Raw genomic sequence first — 18,755 nt, forward strand, 5'->3', positions numbered from 1 at the left:
ACCGGATCGTTTGACGGAAAGATGGGGCGATCGGCGCGCCAATGCCAGAAGCAGCGGCGCGCAACCACTGTGCGCAGGTGCCCGTTCCCGGGGTCAGGCGGGCTCTGCCTCGCGCCTGGCCCAGAAGGTCTGGAACGCCGGGCGGGCCTGGCAGCGGGCGAGCCAGTCGCTCACATGCGGGTATTCCGCCAGAAGCGCGGGATAGCCCTGGGCATAGCGCAGGCATTCGGCAGTATTGATATCGGCTGCGGTAAAGCGGTCGCCCACCAGCCAGTCATGTGCGCTCAGATGCCGTTCCAGCCGGTTCAGCGGCCGGCGCAGTTTTTCAGCGCTGACCCGGATCGCGGCGCGGGTCTCGGGCAGGGTGTCGCCGCCGGATTCGACGGCAAGCAGGATTTCGAGCGCCGGCGGCTCCAGCGAGGTTGCCGCGTAAAGCGCCCATTGCTCCATCAGTGATTGCTCGGACCCGTCGGCCGGGCCAAAGCCGCCCCCATGGCGGCGCGCGATATGGAGGGTGATTGCCAGCGACTCGGTCAGCAATAGCCCATCATCCTCCATCGCGGGGATCTGGCCCTGCGGATTGACGGCGAGATAATCGGGCGAGGCGGTGTTCAGGACCGCATCCTCTGCCTTCGCATCCTTGAGGCGATAGGCCTGGATCACCGGCACATGGGTGAAATCGCAGCCGATCTCGCCAAGAAGCCAGAGCGGGCGCGAGGCGCGTGAACGATAGACGCCGTAAAGGGTGATCATGGCGGGGTCCCCAAAGCCGGGCAGATACTGCCTGAAATAACCCGGCCCCAATAACAGAAGCGGGACGAAAATCCACTGGCTGCCGGGGTCGCTCACCCGATTGGGAAGAGATTTCCTGCGAGTGCCCGCCAGGCAGGAGGGTTTTTCGCGCGGGTGGGGTTTGCGGGGAAAGGCGGGGAGCTCCGCCAGGGTTCTGCGGCTGACTTTGCCGGTTTCTCCTGGTATGCAGGCCTGACCGCGCGCCGCGTTTGTCCAGGATCAAGGTCAGATGCTGCGGCCAGGATTATGCTCTGGCCTGCCCCTTTCGGTCCGGCGCGCGCGCAGCCCCGACAAGACGGGTGTCGTTTTGCATTATGGTGAAGGAGTTCCTCATGAGCACAGATCTGCATGTCAGCGGCAATGAACAACCGTCTGAGCCAGAGGCTGTCCCGGGAGATAGCCTGGCCCTGCGGGTGCTGCCGCTTGAGACCGGCGACACTCTCGCGCCGCCGCGTCATTTTCCCGCCGTGACCCAGGATGAAATTCGCGAGGCTTTCGAAAGCGGGCGCTACCCCTATGGGCGCCTGATGGGGCGCGTCACCTATGAGCGGGAAAAGGCGCAGCTTCAGGCCGAGTTGCTGAAAGTGCAGATCTGGGCGCAGGAAACCGGGCAGAAATTCGTTCTTCTGATGGAAGGGCGCGATGCGGCCGGCAAGGGCGGCACCATCAAGCGGTTCATGGAACATCTTAATCCGCGATATGCACGGGTGGTGGCGCTGACCAAACCCTCGGACAAAGAAAAAGGCGAATGGTTCTTTCAGCGCTATATCCAGCATCTGCCCACCGCCGGCGAGATCGTCTTCTTTGACCGGTCCTGGTACAACCGGGCCGGGGTCGAGCGGGTGATGGGCTTTTGCACCCCGCCGGAATATCTCGAATTCATGCGCGAGGCGCCAGAGCTGGAACGGATGCTGGTCCGTTCGGGGATCCGGCTTTACAAATACTGGTTCTCGGTCACCAAAGGCGAACAGTTGAAACGCTTCAGGGCGCGCGAGACCGATCCTCTGAAGATGTGGAAGCTCTCGCCCATCGACAAGGCGAGCCTCGACAAATGGGATGACTACACCGAGGCCAAAGAGGCGATGTTCTTCTACACCGACACCGCAGACGCGCCCTGGACCATTGTGAAGTCGAATGACAAGAAACGCGCCCGGCTGAATTGTATGAAGCATTTCCTCGCCTCGCTGGACTATCCCGGCAAGGATCACGCGCTGGTGATGCAGCCAGATCCGCTGATCATCGGCTCGGCTGCGCAGGTTTTGCGGGGGGCGGGGCAAATCCCGGGCAGCGCCAGACATCCGGCTGTGCGGAATGGCTGAGATGCCGCATCTCGCGGCGCCTTGCTGCTAATTTGATCAAAGGATAGACCTGCGGCATGGATAATTTGTCGCAGCCCGCCCGTCCGCTCACATTCGCCAGGCATCTGCGTGAGACGCTGCGGCTTGGCTTGCCGCTGGCGGGATCTTCCATCGCGCAATTCTCGCTGCATGTGGTCAATACCGCCATGGTCGGCTGGTATGGCGTGGTGCAACAAGGTGCGCTGGTGATCGCGGCGTCGAGCTTTTTCATTCTCTTCGTCGTGGGCTCGGGCTTTGCACGCGCGGTGATGCCGCTGGCCGCGAGCGCAAGGGCGCGCGGCGATGATACCGAGCTCCGGCGCGCGGCGCGGATGGGACTTTGGTTGTCCATCGGCTTTGGTCTGCTGGTCTACCCGATATTCTGGTTTGCCGGGCCGATCATGCTGGCGCTTGGACAAAAGCCCGAAGTCGCCGCCGAGGCGCAATACTACCTGCGCATCGCCGGGCTTGGCATGGTGCCGACGCTTGGCGTGGCGGTGTTGCAGGCCTGGCTCGCAGCGCTTGGGCGGACGCAGATCGTGCTCTGGGTCACGGTGGCGGCAGTGGTGGTCAATATCATCGTCAACTGGTTCCTGATCTTCGGCAATGGCGGCGCGCCCGAGATGGGGGTCGGGGGCGCAGGCGTGGCGACGCTGGTGGTGCAGGTCTTTTCGCTGCTGGGGCTGGGGCTTTATGCCGGGCTGTTGCCGGCGCTGCGGCAGTTTCAGCTCTTCCGCCGGTTCTGGCGCATCGACGTGGCGGCGCTGCGCGAGGTCTGGCGACTGGGCCTGCCGATAGGGCTGACCGGGCTTGCGGAAAGCGGGCTCTTCCAGGCCAGTGCGCTCATGATGGGCTGGATCGGCACCCGTCAGCTGGCCGCGCATGGCATTGCACTGGAAATCACCGCGCTGGCCTTCATGTGCCATGTCGGCCTGTCGAATGCTGCAACGATCCGGGTGGCCGAGGCCTCGGGGCGCGCGGATCCGGCGGGGATACGGCTGGCCTCTGGCGCGGCGCTGCTGATCTCTTTCCTGGTTGCGGTTGTGGTGATCATTGTCTTTCTGAGCGTGCCGGAATTGCTGGTGCGGCAGTTCCTTGACCTTGAGAAGCCGGGGTCTGATTTTGTGCTGCAATTCGGGATGACGCTGCTGGCGCTGGCGGCCTTGTTCCAGCTTGCAGATGCGATGCAGGTGATGGCGCTTGGCCTGTTGCGCGGTATTCAGGATACGGCGGTGCCGATGTGGCTCGCCACCATGAGTTATTGGGTGATCGGTATTCCGGTCAGCTATGTGCTGGCTTTCCCACTGGGCTTTGGCGGGGTCGGGCTGTGGTCGGGGCTGGTGATCGGCCTGGTCGGGGCGGCGGTGAGCCTGATGATCCGCTTCTGGCGGTTAGCGCCAAAGCCGGGCATGGCTGGCAAAGCGGCCCTGTAACTTCGCGATCAGCCGGTTGATGAGGCCGGGATGCGGGATCGTGCCGCTGGCCAGCCGGTCAAGGGCCACCTCGACCGGGCAGGGGCGACGCGAGACCGGATCCCAGTAGCGCGGATAGGCGATCAGGCTGGCATGGACGAGCTGCGCCAGATCGGGCCGGGGCAGCAACGCGCCATCGGCCCGGCGGAGCCGGCGTTCCGGGATCTCGCCCAGATCGCGGGTCAGCCCCCAGCCGGCATAGAAGGGCGCACCGAAGGTCGTGACCGCCTTGCCCCGGATCAGCGCCTCGAACCCGGTGAGCGAGGTCATCGTCCAGACCTCGTCCACCTCATCCAGCGCGGCCGCCATACTGGCATGGGTCAGGACCAGATCGGCCAGCGGTGCAGTCCGATCAGCGGGGATCACACCGGGGCGCAGACCGGCCTCGACATCGGGATGCGGTTTATAAAGGATCAGCGCGTCCGGGTTGGCTGCGCGGGTCGCTTTCAGCAGATCGAGATTGGTCCGGATGGCACCGGCGCCCCTCAGGATCGAGGCGTCGTCTTCGACCTGGCCCGGAACCAGAATGCGGGATCTCTGGTCGGTCTCGCGGTCAGGAAGCGCCGGAACGGCACCTTCAATGTTGTATTTTGTCAGGTTGGCCGCGCGCAGCCTTTCGATCAGCCGCGTTGCACGGGCATGTCCGCCGGGGGGCAGCGGCGCCTTGATCAGCTCTTCCAGCCGCGAGGGATGCGCTGGGTCGTAATAGATCCCGAGGTCATCGGCGACCAGCGACAAAGGCGGCACCAGCTCGGCCCCGAGCCCGCGTGAACGCAGGAACCCATCCTCGACCCTGAGCGCGCCTGGCGGCAGCGTGGCCGGCGCTTTCCCGGCCCAGACCAGCAGGCTTTCCGCCTTTGCCTGCACCGCCCGGTTGATGAACCTCAGCGGCTTTTCCCGCCCGAAAAATGCCTGCAACCGCCCGCGCTTCCACAAGCGCATCCCCAGGGCGCTATGGCCGTGGCGATCCTGACGAAAGGCGCGCAGCTCGGCCTCCAGCTGATCGACCACCTCTTCAAAGCTGCACAGCCGGTCGCGGCATGGGTCATACCAGCGGGGCGCGATGATCATCACGCCGGCAAAGAGCTGCGCCCGTGTCAGCTTGCGCTTGCGGCGGGACGGCGGGGTGCGGTCTTCAGTCAGCCCCCAGCCGGCATAGAAGGGCAGTCCCCAGACGCGGGGGCGATGCCCGGCAAGGATCGCCTCAAACCCAAGCTGTGACGACACGGTATAGACCGCCACCGCGCCTTCCAGCAGCGCGTAAGGCGGGATGGCGGGGTCGGAAAAGCTGATCCCCGGCCCGTCCGGGTCGCGCAGGTGCTCGGGCCCGTAATGACCGGGGCGCAGCCCCCTGGCAGTTTCAGGATGCGCGCGGATCAGGATCGGCAGATGCGGCCAGTCGCGGCGCGCGGTCTCGAGCATTTCCTCGAAAGATCCCCGATCCGCACCCGAAGCCCGCAGCGAGGCATCGTTCACGGTCTGATCAACCACCAGCACATAGCCCGGCGGTGGTGGCGGAAGGGAAATGTCGTGCAGATTGTATTTGGACAATTCAAGCGCGCGAAGCCGCTCGATTCCGACCTTTGCGCGGCTCAGAATGTTCGAATTGTCTAAGGGATCAGTCGAGAGAATCCGCTCGGTCAGCGAGATATCCGAAGGGTCGAAATGGATCCCTTCTGCGTCGATCAGCAGGCCCAGCCCGGGTTCGCCCATCCGCCCCGGCCGGATCGAGCGCAGAAACGCATCCTCCAGCCGCACCAGCGGCACACCGCGTTTTGCCGCCACTTTCTCGCCGCGCCAGGCGGTGGGGCTGGCACCCCAGACCACGACGCCGTCGCCCGGTTTCGGGAGGCCGAAGCGCAGCTCATGCCCGGCCAGGGCAAGGATCCGCTTCAGCCGGCGGTCGCGCAGGAAGGACAGGTTCTGATGGAAAAGCCGCCGTGGGATCACCACGGCGGCCTCTGGTTTCGGGTCACGTTCGACGGCCAATGCTGGCCTCAGTTGCCGGCGGCGGAGTTGATGCTCGCCGCGGCCCCGGCGGATCCCGTCAGCACAGAAAGCGATTTCTGCCACTGAACATAGGGCGCTTCGGTGACATAGACGGTGTCGCCATCGCGGACGAGGAAGTCGCGTGCCTCGAACATGCCGGTCGGCGCGGTCAGGTCGAGCACATAGACCACCCGCTGATCGCCCCTGAGATCGCTGCGGCCGAGCACGGCATTGGCGATGGCTTCGGGCTCGTTGCGGAAGACGAAGACACCGGTCGGGTCGGCGGCCATGGTCTGCAATCCGCCCACCGTGGCCAGGGCCTCGATGGCCGAGAGGCTTTCGCTCTCGAACGGGACCACGGTTTGCGTGCCGGTCGCACCAAGGGCGGTAAACTTGCGTTCATCTTCCTCGATCACGATCCGGTCGCCGGGACGAAGCGCGATATCCATTTTCGGATTGGCCCAGAGATCTTTCAGCCAGATCTTGCCGGTCTGACCACCACGGGTCACGCGCACAAGCGCAGTTGACGGGTCGATCACGACACCGCCGGCACGGGCCAGCATGGAGGCCAGCGTGCGGGTCGGCTGTTCGATCGGGAAGACACCCGGGGCGGTGACCGAGCCGTTGATCGTCACGGTCGAGCCGTCGCCGGCCACGCGCGCCACCTGGACCTGCGGGTCCGGCGTTTGCGCATCAAGCTTGCGGGTGATGGCGGAGCGCACGGCCTCGACCGAAGTGCCGGCGGCTTTGATCCGGCCGGCATAAGGGATGAAGACAAAGCCCTGGCCGTCGACCTGGACCTCGGTCAGCTGCGAGACGCGCTGGCCGGTATTGCCCAGAAGCGGATCGTCGCGGACGTTTTCAAACACGGTGATCGACAGCAGGTCGCCATTCGAGATCGTGTCCGACCCCATCTTGCCCGCCTTCTGGAAGCTGTCTGAAAACCCGAAAGACGGCAGCACGGCGGTGGCGCGCGTGACCCTTGGATTGACGCTGACGATAAAGGCATCGCCCTCTTTCAGGACCGAGCCTGCAAATATCTCTTTCTTGTTCGGCCCAGACCGCGGCAGGCCGCAACTCGCGGTCACGGCGACAATGGCGATCAAGGCCAGGGCTTTCGCCCCCCTCGTGGTATGTCCGATCACTGCTCGGGCTCCTTTAGCGGATTTGCCTCAAGTTTTGACCGCAACAATACGGAATATCACGGAAATTGAAAGTCTCTGGTTTTCGGAAATTCAGGTCACCAGCCGCAACTGTTGCCTTGGTGCCGCGTTTCCGCTGGTCAAAGCATCATAGGGATCCTGCCCGGAGAGCAGCATATCCACAACCTGTCGTAGTAATTCACGCCGTCCACGCGAGGAGTAGAAGCCACCGGCGACCTGACTGGTCTCGAGCAAATAATGCCGGTAATCGCGATAGGCGCGGGTATCGGGGCGTTTTCCTTCGGCAAAAAACTGCGCGGCAGGCTGGGAAGAGACGAATTCCGGCTTGGAATAGACCGCACGCCCAAAGGTGCGCAGCGGCAATCCGCGCCAGAGCGCCTGTTGCCCGGCGGTCGAATTCACTGTCACCGCAGACCTCGCATGGTTCAGCAATGCGGCGAGTTTGCCGCCGCGCACGAAATGCACGCGTCTGGCCACACCATATTGTTGCGCGAGCCGCCGGATGGTCGATTTCACCGCGATGCGCCCGTCTTCCAGCGGATGCGCTTTGAAGACGAGATGGTGGTGTTTCGGCGCGCCCTCAGAAAAGCCCTGGATCACCACATCGAGAAACTCGCCCATGGTGGTGAAGGGCGAATGGTCACGGAAGCTGGCATCATGTTCCAGCTGCAGGATCGCCAGATGATAGGGGAAACCACCATAGCGGATGCGCCAGGTGGCCAGGCGGCGTTCCAGCGCGTGGAAGGGCAGGAGGCAGAGCCGCTTTACATAGAGCAGGAATTCCTGGCGCACGGTAAGGGCGCGATGCGGGCGGAAATTGCGATAATCCCAGAACCCGGCCCAGACGAACCAGTGATAGAGCGCGCCCCAGAACATATGCTGGCGCATATCGCCCCACCGTGCCGGAGCATCGGGCAGATCGGTATCTGTACGTGCAAGGGCGGCGCGCATCTCATCGACGCTCGTATCCATCAGCCGGGAATTGCCGTTCGAGCCATTGCGCTCATATGTCACCCAATAGGGGCGCAGATAGCCCTCTTCGAAGACATGGATGGTCACGCCCATCGCGCGCGCGACGGCGATGGCTTTGGCATGATTGGGGCGGGTGTCGCCATAAAGCACCAGGTCGGTGATGCCCTTTTCCTCGATGATGGCGGCAAACCCTGCCGGCCAGTCTTCCGGGCGGCCGCGCCAGGGAATATAGCTCGCGCCGTCATGCCAGAGCGCGCGGTCGCCCCGGTTGAAGCCGACGCGCCAGACCTTTGCGCCGGAATGGCTGAGCATCTTTCCAAGACGTGAGAAGAAGGGCCCATGCGGACCCTGCAGCAACAGAAAATGTTTGGTCTCTTCCGGTTTCATACCCACCAGTCATCTGTGAACTTCGCTGCTGCTCTGGCCCGGATATCCGGTGTTGCCGCACTTGCCTATGGGGCAATTCTACCGGTGCTTGCGGCAGGATTAGGGCGCGGCCTGGGCCATGCCGCGGTCATGGTCGCAGCTATGGGCCTAAATCGCCGGTGGCAGTGGCGGGGCTTGCCAGCGGGAAGCCGGCGGGGATAGACCTGCAGTCAGGATTTAAGCGGCAAAGAGGGATGGCGATGTTCACCGGAATCGTGACCGATATTGGCGAAATCATCGAACTGGAGCAACGCGGTGATCTGCGTGCGAGAATCGCGACCGCCTATCCGGCTGCGGGGATCGACCTTGGCGCATCAATCGCCTGCGAGGGCGTCTGCCTGACGGTCATCGAGAAAGGGACAGAGCCGCGCAACTGGTTCGATGTCGAAATCAGCGCCGAGTCGGTTTCGAAGACCAATCTCTCCGGCTGGCATGTGGGCGCGCGGCTCAACCTGGAGCGGGCGCTGAAAGTGGGCGATGAGCTTGGCGGGCATATCGTCTCGGGCCATGTCGACGGCGTGGCCGAGGTGGTGCGGATGGCCCCGGAGGGCGACAGCCTGCGGGTGACCTTCCGCGCACCTGAGGAGCTGGCCAAATACATCGCGCAGAAGGGCTCGGTGGCGCTGAACGGTACGTCCCTGACGGTGAACGAAGTCGAGGGGCGTGACTTCGGGGTGAATTTCATCCCCCATACGCGCAAGGTCACGACCTGGGGCAAGCTGGCCGAGGGTGATCTGGTCAATCTCGAGGTCGATACGATGGCGCGCTATGTAGCCCGACTGGCAGAGTGGCGCTGAAACGGGGCAGGGGATCAAAACTTTCCGCCTGGCCCCCGGTTTCTGATCAGAAACCGGCCCGAAATCTGTACAGATTTCGGCGCCCCCATGACTGAGCCGGGTGATTGAAAACGGCGGCCCCGGATGAGGCCGCCGTTTGGCATTTCTGACCGATTTCAGTCCGAGAGGTCAGGCTGCGCGCGAAACCAGGACTTCTTCGACTTTCTTCTGTGCGCCGGCCTCGTCTACGCCCGAAACAGCGGCGACTTCGCGGGTCAGGCGCTCAAGTGCTGCTTCATAGAGCTGACGCTCGGAATAGCTTTGCTCGCGCTGATCATCGGTGCGGTGCAGGTCGCGCACCACTTCGGCAATCGCCATCAGATCGCCCGAGTTGATCTTTTGCTCATATTCCTGCGCGCGGCGCGACCACATGGCGCGCTTCACCCGGGCCTTGCCCTTCAGCGTTTCCAGCGCCCTGGTCACCACATCAGGGGCCGAGAGGGCGCGCATCCCCACATCGGTCGCCTTATTGGTCGGAACCCGCAGGGTCATCTTGTCCTTTTCGAAGGTGATGACGAAGAGTTCCAGTTTGAAACCGGCAATCTCCTGCTCTTCGATAGAGATGATCTTGCCAACACCGTGAGCAGGGTAGACAACGAACTCGTTGGGGCGGAAATCAGGCTTCTTCGACTTGGTCATTCAGACGCTTCCTCGGTCAGATGCAGGTATTCCGCACGCACAACCATTCGTCATGACGAACAAGACCCTTCCCAGGCAGCGCCCGCTGCCGGGGGCCTGTGGTGAAGGGCAATATTGTCACAAGAATAGCTGTCTCAGGCGAGCAGTCCTGAGGCAGAATCAGGCATCCATGATGGTTTATGAAAGAACCATAACACAGAATCGCCCCGATTCCAACCGTCCTGAGCGGTCAGGTCAGAGCACCACGCCGCGAAACGCGAAGGATCTGCCCGAATTTCACGCGATCGGGATATATCGGGATTTAATGTGAGCCTGCGGGATGAAGCCTGGATTGACCTGGCGTCTCAGCTGCCTTCGCCCGGTGCCGGGTCGAAGTACTTCTCCAGCTTGCCGGCCTCGCCATCCCGGTCGGCATAGCCCGGCAACGGATCGCGTTTCTCGGTGATCACCGGCCAGATCTCGGCATATTTACGGTTGAAGGCGACCCATTCCTCCATATCCGGTTCAGTATCGGGGCGGATCGCATCTGCCGGGCATTCCGGTTCGCACACGCCGCAATCGATACATTCATCCGGATGGATGACCAGAGTGTTCACGCCCTCGTAGAAGCAGTCCACCGGGCAGACTTCGACGCAATCGGTGAATTTGCAGGCGATGCAATTGTCTGTGACGACATAGGTCATGGGACGGTTCCGGAACACTCTCTGAGGCGTCAGTTAAGCCAGTGGGCCGGATCATTCAAGGCGTTGAGGTGTCACGACAGGGGCATCGAGGTCAAGAAAGAGCGCCTGTGCCTCGGAGGCCGGTCCGCGGCGAACACCTGTTCCCAATACACGGATCAGGCGGATATTTCTTCCCTGCGGGAATGTCAGCACATCCCCCGGCCCGACCTCTCGCGACGGGCGCGAAACCGGGGTTCCGTTCACCCTTATATGGCCCTCTTCGATCACCAGCGCCGCCAGGGTCCTGGTTTTGAAGAATCGGGCCTGCCAGAGCCATTTGTCGAGCCGCAGTTTCGGCTCGCTTCCCGCGCGGATCCCGGAGGCCGGAACGAGCGAAGCCGGAGCGTCTCCGCCCCGGCCTCCTTTAGTTTTGCCGGCCCCCGATCTGCCGCCACCGGTCTTCGCCAAGGCTCAGACCTTGCCCTTCAGTGCCAGCAGCGCGGCGAAGGGGTTGTCGGGGTCGATCGGCTTGTCTTTCCGGGGCGGGCGGGCCTCGAAGGATTTGGCGCCTTCGTGACGCTGGCCCGGTTTGCCGTGTTTGCCGCCATGCTTGCCATCCGGCTTGCCACCACGATTGTTGTCACGGCCGCCGTCGCGATTGCCGAACTCCTTGCGGGGGCCACGCTCACCGGACTTCTCGCCGTCACGGCGCTCGCCTTGCGGGCGGTCCCGCCGCTCACCCTGCGGACGCTCGCGGCGTTCGCCCTGCGGACGATCCCCTTGCGGGCGGTCCCCCTGCGGACGATCCCCGCGCGGCGCACCACGTTCAGGGCGCTGGAAGCGCGGCTTCGGGGCCCAGGTGAAGGTGTAATAGACCTCCATCTCGGGTGCGGCGGCTTCGGCCGATGCCTCACCTTCTGCCCCGACCTCTGCCTCGGGGGCAGGCTCCGGCTCCGGCTCAGGCGCGGGCGCCAGCAGCGAGACCTCTTCCGGGATCGGCTGACCGGAGGCAATCGCGGCCTCCAGCGCGGCGGCCACCTCGGCCTCCGGCGCCACGGCAGGCGTTGCCGCCTTTACGCGCGGGCGCTCGCCCTTTTCGGCCTTATAGCCCAGACCACCCATCAGATCCGAAAACTGCTCCAGCGTCATGCCGGTGATCGAGAGCATGTCCGGCACCGCTTCAAAGCCTGCGCGGCTGTCTTTCTGGCGCAGGATATCGGCGAGGCGTTCCAGCATGTCGATGCGGATGGCGCGGGTTCCCGCCGGGCGGTAGCCCGAAAGTGCATAATGCTCCTTCGGCACTTCGGCGATGTTCGGAATGGTCACGAGGCCCGGGGGCGGGCTTTCGGGGAATTCCGAGAGGCCGTTCCACAAGGACCAGAGCACAAGCCGCAGCCGGGTCGGCGCCGGTTTCAGCAAAGCCTGCTGGAAGATCGTGTACTGGCCGAACCGGATGCCATGCTTGCGCAAAGCACCACGGGCTTCCTGGTCAAGCTCCTTGACCTCATTCGCGACCTGCTCGCGCGGGATGACGCCAAGCGCTTCGGTCAGGCGGAAGGCAAAGCCCCGCGCCAGCCCGGTCAGCGTCTCGTCGCGGCCAAGCGCCAGCAGCGGCTCATAAAGCGCGGCGACTTTGCGGTCGATGAAATGCTGCAACCGGCGGCGGACCTTTTCGATCACGTCATCGCCGGCTTCCTCATCAACGAAAGCCTCGACCGAGGGCTTCAGCGGATCGGCGCCCTTCACGAGCTTGCCCACCGCCGAGTTGCCCCACATCAGGCCCCCCTGCTCGGTGAAATCCATCTCGGTGTCGGGCGCGTTGTAAAAGCGGTCCGCGCGCAGGCTGAATTCAGGCCTCAGCGCCTGGATTGCGGCCTGACGGAGGGTCTTGCCCTCATCTGCCGATGCGCTTGCGTCCTGCTGGAAGCGGAACCCTTCGAGCTTGCCGGTGAACTGGCCCTCGATGGTCACTTCGCCTTTGTCATTCACCTCTGCCACGAGGTCCTCCTTCTGCTTCAACCGGCGAAGCAATACGCTTGTCCGCCGGTCGACAAATCGTTGCGTCAGCCGCTGGTGCAGCGCATCTGACAGGCGGTCTTCTACCGCGCGGGTCTCTCCCCGCCAATGGGATTCGTCATCCACCCAGTTTTTGCGCTGCGCAACGTAGGTCCAGGTGCGGATATGTGCCAGGCGGCGCGAAATCTGGTCGATATCGCCATCGGTTTTGTCGATCCGGGCCACGGCCTTTGCCAGCCAGTCCGACGGGATGCGCCCGCCGCCAATGCCGCGCCCGACGAGAAAGTCGAAAATCCGCGCCAGCAGGGTGTGGTGATCGGTTTCCGAAATATTGCGGAAATCGGGGATGCGGCAGACATCCCAGAGGAGCATCACCCGTTTCGGACTGGTCAGTCTGTCCTGGACCTCAGGCATTGCAGACAGGGCCTTCAACGCCACGACGTCATCGGCATCGCGGGCGCGCGACAGCCAGTCATTGAAGGTTGGCTGCTCCAGCGAGCGGATCAGATGGCTGGCCGATCCGAAATCGAGATCGGCATTCCTCCACATCAGTTTTTTGACGGGGGCGAACTTATGTGCCTCGATCTGGTCGATCAGTTCCGAAGAAAACGGCCGCGCCTCGCCGGTGACGCCGAAAGTGCCATTCTCGGTATGGCGCCCTGCGCGGCCTGCGATCTGGGCGATCTCCTGCGGCAAGAGCGCCCGCATCCGCCGCCCGTCGAATTTCGAGGTCGAGGAAAAGGCCACATGTTTGATGTCGAGGTTCAGCCCCATGCCGATGGCATCGGTTGCAACCAGGTAATCGACATCGCCATTTTGATAAAGTTCGACCTGGGCGTTGCGGGTGCGGGGCGAAAGCGCGCCCATCACCACCGCGCAGCCGCCCTTCTGGCGGCGGATCAGCTCGGCAATCGCATATACATTTTCAACAGAAAACCCGACGATTGCCGATCTTTCCGGCATCCGGCTTATCTTTTTCGAACCTGACCAGGTCAAAGTCGAGAAACGGTCGCGTTTGACGTAAGAGTGGTTCTGCACCAGCCCGGCAATCGCGCCGCGCATCGTGTCAGATCCCAGAAACAGCGTCTCGATCAGGCCGCGCGCATGGAGCAGGCGGTGGGTGAAGACGTGACCGCGTTCGGGGTCGGAGGCCAGCTGGATCTCATCGACACAGACGAAATCGGCGCCGATCTCCAGCGGCATCGCCTCGGTTGTGGCGACCCAGTACTGGGTGCGATCGGGGATGATGCGCTCTTCGCCGGTGACCAGCGCCACCCGGCTGACGCCCGCTTTTGCCACGACACGCTCATAGACTTCGCGCGCCAGCAGACGCAGCGGCAGCCCGATCACACCGGTCCGGTGCGTCAGCATCCGCTCGATCGCGTGGTGGGTCTTGCCGGTATTGGTCGGTCCGAGCAGCGCCGTTACCCGGCCACGCTCGTCTTTACTACGGGCATCCATCAGATCAGGTTTCCCGCAGTCAGAGGGCCTGGCCCTCGAGTTGTTTTTCCAGCCGGCCGATGGCGTCCTTCACCTCGGGGATATGCGGATGAATGGCCGCAGCCGACCGATAGGCGGCAAGGGCGCGTTCCGGCATATTCGATTCCTCGAGAATGGTGCCAAGGATGGACCAGGCCACGAAATGGCGTGGCTCATGTTCCAACACCCAGCCGAGATCTGCAATAGCCGGGCCGATCTCGCCATCGGAATAATAGGCCACCGCGCGGGTGGCGCGGGCCTCGATGAAATCCGGCGCATGATCGACCGCTGCGGTCAGATGTTCGATTGCGGCGGCACTCTTGCCGGCCTCCAGCGCCTCGGAGCCGCGCCGCATCAGGATGTCGATGGTTGCCGAGCCAGATTTGCCCGATTCGGTGAATATCTCACCTTCGATCCTGAGGGCGGCGCCTTCATCGGCGTCCTTCAGCCGGTTATAGAGATCGTCGAGCTTGCCTGCATCCTGGGCAAATCCGCTCTGGGCCGCGAAAAGCGACAGGACCAGCGGAAATATTGCCGCAACGATATGATTGTGAAACCGGAACTGCGCTTTCATATAGGGGATCGTAACCGATCGGTGGCAAAATGCCAGCGGTCTCCGGGTAACGAAAGGGAGACGTGACATGAGCGACCTCATCGACAAGGCTATCGAAAAGCTGGCAGCGAAACTGTCGGGCGGGTTCGATGGCGTGGCGAAATTCGTCATCACAGGCGAGGGGGCGATCATGCTGGACGGCCAGGGGGTGCGGGCAGGCGATGAAGAGGCGGATGTCACGCTGACCGCCAGCGCCGAGACCTTCCGGGCGATCCTCGAAGGCGATATGAACCCGACCATGGCCTTTATGACCGGCAAGCTTTCGGTTGACGGCGCGATGGGCATGGCGATGAAGCTCGGATCCGCCCTGTCGTGAGCGAAGCAGCACCCCTGTTCGACAGTCTTGCCGATGGGCCCGAAGGGGGGCGCGCGGTCTGGCTCCGGGCATCGGACGGGGTGCGGATAAGGCTTGGTTACTGGCCGGGTGGGGCGCTTGGAACGGTGGTTTTGCTGCCCGGGCGCACCGAATATGTCGAGAAATACGGGCCCGCCGCGCGCGAGATGCAGCAGCGTGGCTGGTCGATGGTCACGCTGGACTGGCGCGGCCAGGGTCTGTCGCCGCGTGCGCTGCCTGATCCCATGCTGGGCCATGTCGAGCATTTTACCGATTATCAGCGCGATCTGGATGCTGTGCTGAGCTGGATTGCCGCAGAGGGCGCAGGGCTGGGTGTGAGCGGCCCTTTGATGCAGATGTCGCATTCTATGGGCGGGCTGATCGGGCTCCGGGCGCTGACACGGGGGTTGCCGTTCCGGGCCACGGCCTTTTCGGCGCCGATGTGGGGGATACGCATCCCGATCTGGGGCAAGCCGCTGGCCGGGCTGATGCAACGCCTGCCGCTCGCTTTGCCGCAGGATCGCGGCTATGCGCCCAGCACCTCGGCGCAAAGCTATATCCTGCGCACCAGTTTCGAGAAGAATCACCTGACCGGAGATGCGCCCACCTGGTCCTGGCTGCGCCGGCAGCTGGAAACCGAGCCGGGGCTGCGGCTTGGGGGGCCATCGCTGGGCTGGTTGCGCGATGCGTTGCGCGAATGCGCCCGGATGACGCGGATCCCTGCGCCGGCTTTGCCCTCGCTGGTGGCGCTTGGCAGCCGTGAACATATCGTCTTGCCCGGCCCGATCCTGCGGCGGATGCGGGCCTGGCAGGGCGGGCGGCTGGATCTCTATCCCGGCGCGCGTCACGAGGTTCCGATGGAGACGCCCGAGCATCGCGCGCGGTTCTATGACAGCGCGCATGACCTGTTTTCGGCGGCGCTCGGCTGAGGTCAGGACGACAGGATCAGCCGCCGCAGGTATCACAGACCAGTGATTTCGACCCAGGATCACGGGCAAATTCCAGGCTGCTGTCATCGGGCCCGGTCAGGACCAGTGTCTCGCCCCGGATCTCGGCACCGGTCATCGCGCCAAGGGCTGTCAGATAGGCATGCTCATCCGCCATCCGGTCACAGGCCATCCGTGTCGAGGCAATCGCGGTCAGCGCAAGCGCCGGCAGCTCGGCCTGGTTCGGCCCGAAATAGCGGTTGCAGGGCGCTTTTCCGGTGATCTGGCCGTCTGCATCGATCGCAAAGCTGGCCTCATAGCTGACCCGCACGCCGTCCTGGGCGATCACAAGCCATTCGCCGCCGGTTATGGTTTCGGCGGCCATGGCACCTCCTGCGGCGAAAGTAAGGCTGGTGGCCAGGACAAGGGACAAGGCAGTGAAGGGGCGCATCTGATCTCCTTCCGGGTGATTCCCGGTCTCATGACAGGTTCCAGCCTGGCATGAAGTACCCGCTCCTGAAAGCCCGGGGGCGCCCGATCAGAAGGACGCGGGCTTTGCCTCACGCGCCATATGATCAAGGACCGCATTGACGAAAGCCGGCTCGCGGCCTTCGGGGAAGAAGGCGCGGGCAATGTCGACGAATTCGTTGATCACCACTTTCGGCGGCGTGTCCATCTGGGTCAGTTCGGCCCCGGCGGCGCGGAACAGCGCCCGGATCACCGGATCAATCCGGTCAATCGGCCATTTTGCCACCAGCGCGCGATCGGTCATCTGATCGACCAGCGCCTGCCAGTTGACCGCATGTTCGACGAGGCTGCGGAACAGATCGGTATCGCCTTCGGCGAAATCGCCCTCTTCATAGCTGGCACCGAAGCGATGAGCTTCGAACTCCCGGCTCACGGCTTTGACCGTCTGGCCAGAGATCTCCATCTGGTAGAGGGCCTGAACCGCGTAGAGCCTCGCGGCCGATTTCATCTGGCGTTTTTCTTCGCGCGAGGTCATGGGGCCGTTCCGCTGTTCATTTGGCTTCTTAACACAGGCGGGTCATTTGCGCCAATGTGGGCGCAGACGCAAGAGCCAGCGCGGTTGTTCTCGTGGCGTCAGGCGAAGACCGCAAGGCTGGCGGCAAAGGCCAGCTGCTGACTTGCGCCAAGGATATCGCCGGTCTGGCCGCCGATGCGTCGTGCGGCCGAGGCGGCCAGCAGCCCGCAGATGATCAGCACCGCCGGCAGCGCGGGGAGCGCCTGACGCCCGCCAATCGCCAGCGCGAGCCCGCACCCGATCACCACCGCCATCAGCGCCGTAGCAAGCCCCGGACGGCCGCTTGCTGCCGAAAGCCCGGTCTGGCGTGCCGGCGGCAAGGCCGCCATGATCGCTGCCATCGGCGCGCGCGACAATGCGGCAGCCACCAGCAGCGCCGGCACCGCCTGCCCGGTGCGGATCAGCGCGGTGAGCGCCGACCAGACGGCCAGCGTCACCAGCAGCAGCGCGAGGGTTCCAAAGCTGCCGATATGGCTGTCTTTCATGATCTCGAGCCGGCGTTCCCGCGTGCGGCCCCCGAAAAGCCCGTCGGCGGTATCGGCGAGACCGTCTTCATGCAGCCCGCCGGTCGCCATCGCCATCACGGCCATCGCCATCGCGGCGATCACACCCGGCGAGAGCCTTGCCGCCTCTCCAAGCCAGATCACTGCCACGCCGATCGCCCCGCATATAAGGCCGACCAGCGGCCAGGCCCAGGCGCTTGACGCGCCGCTGTGGCGATGCGCCGGAACCGGCAGCCGGGTCAGGAGCGCAAAGGCCGAAGGCAGGTCCTGGAGGATACGCCCGGCGGGGAAGCGCGCGGGTTGCGGGCTGTTTTTGGTCATCGGGGCTTTCCGGCTGGAACGGCGCATCATCATGGGGTAACCGCTGGGCGCGGCGGGATCAACTCCCGCTCCTGTCCTGCGCCTTTTCCGGCGTCTTGTAATGGCGCCGCTTTCCCGGAGAATTCCATGCAAAGCCCGGATCCGGTCACCCTCGCTGAGTTTCGTGCCCTTTGTGCCGTACTGCCGGCCCCGGATGCGGGCGCCGTTGCTGCGGCCAGGGCGCGTGATGCCGTTCTGACAAAACCCCCCGGCGCGCTTGGCCGGCTGGAGGAGATCACCCGCTGGCTTGCCGCATGGCAGGGCCGGGCAGTGCCCGAGGCCGGGCGGGTGCAGATCACGGTTTTCGCCGGCAATCACGGTGTGACGGCGCGCGGCATTTCGGCCTTTCCGGCCGAGGTGACGGTGCAGATGGTCGAGAATTTCCGCCAGGGCGGGGCCGCGATCAACCAGCTCGCCCGGACCTTCGGCGCAGAGCTTGAGGTGATCGCGCTGGATCTGGACCGCCCGACCCGGGATTTTTGTGCAGCCCCCGCGATGGAGGAGGCGGAGTTCGTCGCTGCGCTGCAGGCCGGCTGGCAATCTGTGCGGCCCGGCACCGATCTTTACATCGCGGGCGAAATGGGGATCGGCAATACGACATCGGCGGCGGCGCTGTCAGCGGCGCTTTTCGGACATGATGGCGGGATTGCGGGCTGGTGCGGTCGCGGCACCGGGCTGGATGATGCCGGTTTGCGGCGCAAAGAGGCCGCCGTGGCACTGGCGCTTGCTCTGCATGACGGTCATCTGGCCGACCCTTTCGAAGCGCTGCGCCGGCTTGGCGGGCGGGAAGTGGCCGCGATGACCGGTGCCGTGCTGCATGCCCGGCTATTGCGGGTGCCGGTGCTGCTTGACGGGTTTATCGCCTGTGCGGCGGCGGCGGTGCTGGAACGCGCGCAGCCAGGGGCGCTGGATCACTGTATGGCCGCGCATCAAAGCGCCGAGGGCGCGCATGGCAGGCTTTTGCAGGCGATTGGCAAAGAGCCGCTGTTGTCCCTGGGGCTGCGGCTTGGCGAAGGTTCGGGCGCAGGGGTCGCGCTTGGCCTGATCCGGGCGGCGCTGGCCTGCCATTCCGGCATGGCGACCTTTGCCGAGGCCGGGGTCAGCGGCGCCTGAGCTTGCCCTTTTCGAACATCTGACATGAAAAAGGGGCCGGATCATCCGGCCCCTTTTTCAGTTCTTAAACAGTCTGGCGCT

At 64.0% G+C, this 18,755-nt stretch carries 18 protein-coding genes; 6 read left to right on the plus strand and 12 right to left on the minus strand.

Features of this window, described 5'->3' with window-relative positions; all coding sequences use genetic code 11:
* Positions 1-93 precede the first annotated feature (93 nt).
* Entirely contained in the window at positions 94-753 is a 660-nt protein-coding gene (locus tag AC4FS3_RS18205; RefSeq protein WP_491021703.1) for a glutathione S-transferase family protein, read from the minus strand.
* Between the two features lie 371 nt (positions 754-1,124).
* Here AC4FS3_RS18205 and ppk2 point away from each other — a divergent pair, with 371 nt between their 5' ends.
* Both ppk2 and AC4FS3_RS18215 read left to right on the plus strand, forming a co-directional pair.
* Positions 1,125-2,111, plus strand: a complete 987-nt coding sequence (gene ppk2, locus AC4FS3_RS18210; RefSeq protein ID WP_491021704.1) for a polyphosphate kinase 2 — start codon at positions 1,125-1,127, stop codon at positions 2,109-2,111.
* 56 nt (positions 2,112-2,167) lie between these two features.
* Complete coding sequence (locus AC4FS3_RS18215) at positions 2,168-3,562, plus strand: MATE family efflux transporter (protein ID WP_491021705.1); 1,395 nt, start codon at positions 2,168-2,170, stop codon at positions 3,560-3,562.
* Here AC4FS3_RS18215 and AC4FS3_RS18220 read toward each other — a convergent pair.
* The 3 genes from AC4FS3_RS18220 to AC4FS3_RS18230 form a co-directional block, all read right to left on the minus strand.
* Positions 3,521-5,590 (minus strand): capsule polysaccharide biogenesis protein, encoded by a 2,070-nt coding sequence (locus tag AC4FS3_RS18220; protein ID WP_491021706.1) that lies wholly within the window; start codon positions 5,588-5,590, stop codon positions 3,521-3,523. The two genes, AC4FS3_RS18215 and AC4FS3_RS18220, sit on opposite strands and share 42 nt — an antisense overlap.
* Before the next feature lie 8 nt (positions 5,591-5,598).
* Positions 5,599-6,735 (minus strand): polysaccharide biosynthesis/export family protein, encoded by a 1,137-nt coding sequence (locus AC4FS3_RS18225; protein ID WP_283177179.1) that lies wholly within the window; start codon positions 6,733-6,735, stop codon positions 5,599-5,601.
* A 90-nt stretch (positions 6,736-6,825) separates the two neighbouring features.
* Positions 6,826-8,112, minus strand: a complete 1,287-nt coding sequence (locus AC4FS3_RS18230) for a capsule polysaccharide biogenesis protein (protein ID WP_198836758.1) — start codon at positions 8,110-8,112, stop codon at positions 6,826-6,828.
* A gap of 239 nt (positions 8,113-8,351) precedes the next feature.
* Here AC4FS3_RS18230 and AC4FS3_RS18235 point away from each other — a divergent pair, with 239 nt between their 5' ends.
* Positions 8,352-8,948, plus strand: a complete 597-nt coding sequence (locus AC4FS3_RS18235; protein WP_491021707.1) for a riboflavin synthase — start codon at positions 8,352-8,354, stop codon at positions 8,946-8,948.
* A gap of 168 nt (positions 8,949-9,116) precedes the next feature.
* On the opposite strand, the gene AC4FS3_RS18240 is transcribed toward AC4FS3_RS18235, so the two are convergent.
* The 5 genes from AC4FS3_RS18240 to AC4FS3_RS18260 all read right to left on the minus strand — a co-directional run bounded on the left by AC4FS3_RS18240 (position 9,117) and on the right by AC4FS3_RS18260 (position 14,426).
* Positions 9,117-9,626, minus strand: a complete 510-nt coding sequence (locus AC4FS3_RS18240) for a CarD family transcriptional regulator (RefSeq protein WP_092895804.1) — start codon at positions 9,624-9,626, stop codon at positions 9,117-9,119.
* 344 nt (positions 9,627-9,970) lie between these two features.
* Positions 9,971-10,309: a ferredoxin FdxA gene (fdxA, locus tag AC4FS3_RS18245; protein ID WP_283177181.1), complete on the minus strand. Its 339-nt coding sequence runs from the start codon at positions 10,307-10,309 to the stop codon at positions 9,971-9,973.
* A gap of 51 nt (positions 10,310-10,360) precedes the next feature.
* On the minus strand, positions 10,361-10,756 hold the full coding sequence (locus tag AC4FS3_RS18250) for an RNA-binding S4 domain-containing protein (RefSeq protein WP_491021708.1): 396 nt from the start codon (positions 10,754-10,756) through the stop codon (positions 10,361-10,363).
* Between the two features lie 3 nt (positions 10,757-10,759).
* Entirely contained in the window at positions 10,760-13,765 is a 3,006-nt protein-coding gene (locus AC4FS3_RS18255) for a helicase-related protein (RefSeq protein ID WP_491021709.1), read from the minus strand.
* Positions 13,766-13,784: 19 nt separating this feature from the next.
* Entirely contained in the window at positions 13,785-14,426 is a 642-nt protein-coding gene (locus AC4FS3_RS18260; protein ID WP_491021710.1) for a tetratricopeptide repeat protein, read from the minus strand.
* On the opposite strand from AC4FS3_RS18260, the gene AC4FS3_RS18265 reads away from it, so the two are divergent.
* Together AC4FS3_RS18265 and AC4FS3_RS18270 are read left to right on the plus strand one after the other, a co-directional pair.
* On the plus strand, positions 14,425-14,712 hold the full coding sequence (locus AC4FS3_RS18265; RefSeq protein ID WP_491021711.1) for an SCP2 sterol-binding domain-containing protein: 288 nt from the start codon (positions 14,425-14,427) through the stop codon (positions 14,710-14,712). The genes AC4FS3_RS18260 and AC4FS3_RS18265 overlap by 2 nt on opposite strands.
* Positions 14,709-15,659: an alpha/beta fold hydrolase gene (locus AC4FS3_RS18270; RefSeq protein ID WP_491021712.1), complete on the plus strand. Its 951-nt coding sequence runs from the start codon at positions 14,709-14,711 to the stop codon at positions 15,657-15,659. Before AC4FS3_RS18265 ends, AC4FS3_RS18270 begins: the two co-directional genes overlap by 4 nt.
* Before the next feature lie 16 nt (positions 15,660-15,675).
* Here AC4FS3_RS18270 and AC4FS3_RS18275 read toward each other — a convergent pair whose 3' ends face one another.
* The 3 genes from AC4FS3_RS18275 to cobS all read right to left on the minus strand — a co-directional run bounded on the left by AC4FS3_RS18275 (position 15,676) and on the right by cobS (position 17,522).
* Positions 15,676-16,107, minus strand: a complete 432-nt coding sequence (locus AC4FS3_RS18275; RefSeq protein WP_491021713.1) for an META domain-containing protein — start codon at positions 16,105-16,107, stop codon at positions 15,676-15,678.
* An 87-nt stretch (positions 16,108-16,194) separates the two neighbouring features.
* A complete protein-coding gene (gene nusB, locus AC4FS3_RS18280) occupies positions 16,195-16,659 on the minus strand; it encodes a transcription antitermination factor NusB (protein ID WP_092895816.1) in 465 nt (154 codons plus the stop codon).
* A gap of 98 nt (positions 16,660-16,757) precedes the next feature.
* Positions 16,758-17,522, minus strand: a complete 765-nt coding sequence (gene cobS, locus AC4FS3_RS18285; RefSeq protein ID WP_491021714.1) for an adenosylcobinamide-GDP ribazoletransferase — start codon at positions 17,520-17,522, stop codon at positions 16,758-16,760.
* 126 nt (positions 17,523-17,648) lie between these two features.
* On the opposite strand from cobS, the gene cobT reads away from it, so the two are divergent.
* Complete coding sequence (gene cobT, locus AC4FS3_RS18290) at positions 17,649-18,674, plus strand: nicotinate-nucleotide--dimethylbenzimidazole phosphoribosyltransferase (protein ID WP_491021715.1); 1,026 nt, start codon at positions 17,649-17,651, stop codon at positions 18,672-18,674.
* The last annotated feature ends 81 nt before the right edge of the window (positions 18,675-18,755 follow it).

The organism is Pseudogemmobacter sp. TB195, from assembly GCF_058313095.1.

Coding starts and splice junctions, on each gene's coding strand:
- AC4FS3_RS18205 (WP_491021703.1), bottom strand. CDS start 753: ATGATCACCCTTTACGGCGTCTATCGTTCACGCGCCTCGCGCCCGCTC.
- ppk2 (WP_491021704.1), top strand. CDS start 1,125: ATGAGCACAGATCTGCATGTCAGCGGCAATGAACAACCGTCTGAGCCA.
- AC4FS3_RS18215 (WP_491021705.1), top strand. CDS start 2,168: ATGGATAATTTGTCGCAGCCCGCCCGTCCGCTCACATTCGCCAGGCAT.
- AC4FS3_RS18230 (WP_198836758.1), bottom strand. CDS start 8,112: ATGAAACCGGAAGAGACCAAACATTTTCTGTTGCTGCAGGGTCCGCAT.
- AC4FS3_RS18235 (WP_491021707.1), top strand. CDS start 8,352: ATGTTCACCGGAATCGTGACCGATATTGGCGAAATCATCGAACTGGAG.
- AC4FS3_RS18240 (WP_092895804.1), bottom strand. CDS start 9,626: ATGACCAAGTCGAAGAAGCCTGATTTCCGCCCCAACGAGTTCGTTGTC.
- fdxA (WP_283177181.1), bottom strand. CDS start 10,309: ATGACCTATGTCGTCACAGACAATTGCATCGCCTGCAAATTCACCGAT.
- AC4FS3_RS18255 (WP_491021709.1), bottom strand. CDS start 13,765: ATGGATGCCCGTAGTAAAGACGAGCGTGGCCGGGTAACGGCGCTGCTC.
- AC4FS3_RS18265 (WP_491021711.1), top strand. CDS start 14,425: ATGAGCGACCTCATCGACAAGGCTATCGAAAAGCTGGCAGCGAAACTG.
- AC4FS3_RS18260 (WP_491021710.1), bottom strand. CDS start 14,426: ATGTCACGTCTCCCTTTCGTTACCCGGAGACCGCTGGCATTTTGCCAC.
- AC4FS3_RS18275 (WP_491021713.1), bottom strand. CDS start 16,107: ATGCGCCCCTTCACTGCCTTGTCCCTTGTCCTGGCCACCAGCCTTACT.
- nusB (WP_092895816.1), bottom strand. CDS start 16,659: ATGACCTCGCGCGAAGAAAAACGCCAGATGAAATCGGCCGCGAGGCTC.
- cobS (WP_491021714.1), bottom strand. CDS start 17,522: ATGACCAAAAACAGCCCGCAACCCGCGCGCTTCCCCGCCGGGCGTATC.
- cobT (WP_491021715.1), top strand. CDS start 17,649: ATGCAAAGCCCGGATCCGGTCACCCTCGCTGAGTTTCGTGCCCTTTGT.